The organism is Intrasporangium chromatireducens Q5-1 (assembly GCF_000576575.1).
GTDB classification, from domain to species: domain Bacteria; phylum Actinomycetota; class Actinomycetes; order Actinomycetales; family Dermatophilaceae; genus Intrasporangium_A; species Intrasporangium_A chromatireducens.
In genome coordinates this window covers 1-598 of record NZ_AWQS01000568.1, presented here as the reverse complement: position 1 = coordinate 598, position 598 = coordinate 1, and the positions used below count along the sequence as shown (strand labels likewise).

At 74.7% G+C, this 598-nt stretch carries 1 protein-coding gene; it reads right to left on the bottom strand.

Features of this window, described 5'->3' with window-relative positions; all coding sequences use genetic code 11:
• A partial coding sequence (locus N864_RS22920) for an IS1380 family transposase (RefSeq protein ID WP_034723055.1) occupies window positions 1-598 on the bottom strand: 598 nt, incomplete at both ends.

Here is a 598-nt window from a genome sequence, read left to right as displayed (position 1 = left end):
AGGCCGGTGTCCTTCAGGGTGCGGATGCGGTCCTCGGCCCGAGCGCGGAGCCGGTGGCGGACCTCGAGGTCGGCGATCCGCCCGCCCTTGGTGTTGGTGGCGAACATCGTGATGCGCCATCCAGCGTGGTCGGTGATCCGCAGCTGGGCACCGGGGTGGGGCCGCTCGCGTCGTGCGATGACCCGGATCCCGGGTGGCCACCCGGTGAACGAGGCCGGCAGCCACCGGGTCAGCTCGGCGACCTGCGCGCCGTCGCGGCGGGTCCCGTCCGCCTCGCGGGCATCGCGCCACGCCTGACGCGGGACCTGCTCGAGGGCCTCGAGCAGCGGGGCCTGCCCGTACATTCCGACCGAGTAGCCCAGCCCGAGCTGGTGCACGTGGGCCAGGAACGCCTTGACCCCGGAGCCGGTGTCCCCGCGCACCAGCACCCGGGAACGGGCTGGCTCGGGCAGCTGGGCCAGCGCCGCGTCCAAGACGGCGATCTGGTCGGCGGCGGTGTTCGCGCCGGCGTTGCCGGCCCGCAGCATCCCGGCCAGCGGCTCCCCGGTGCCGGTGGCCGGGTCATGATCGACGAACGCGAGCAGCGGGTGGAACCCGT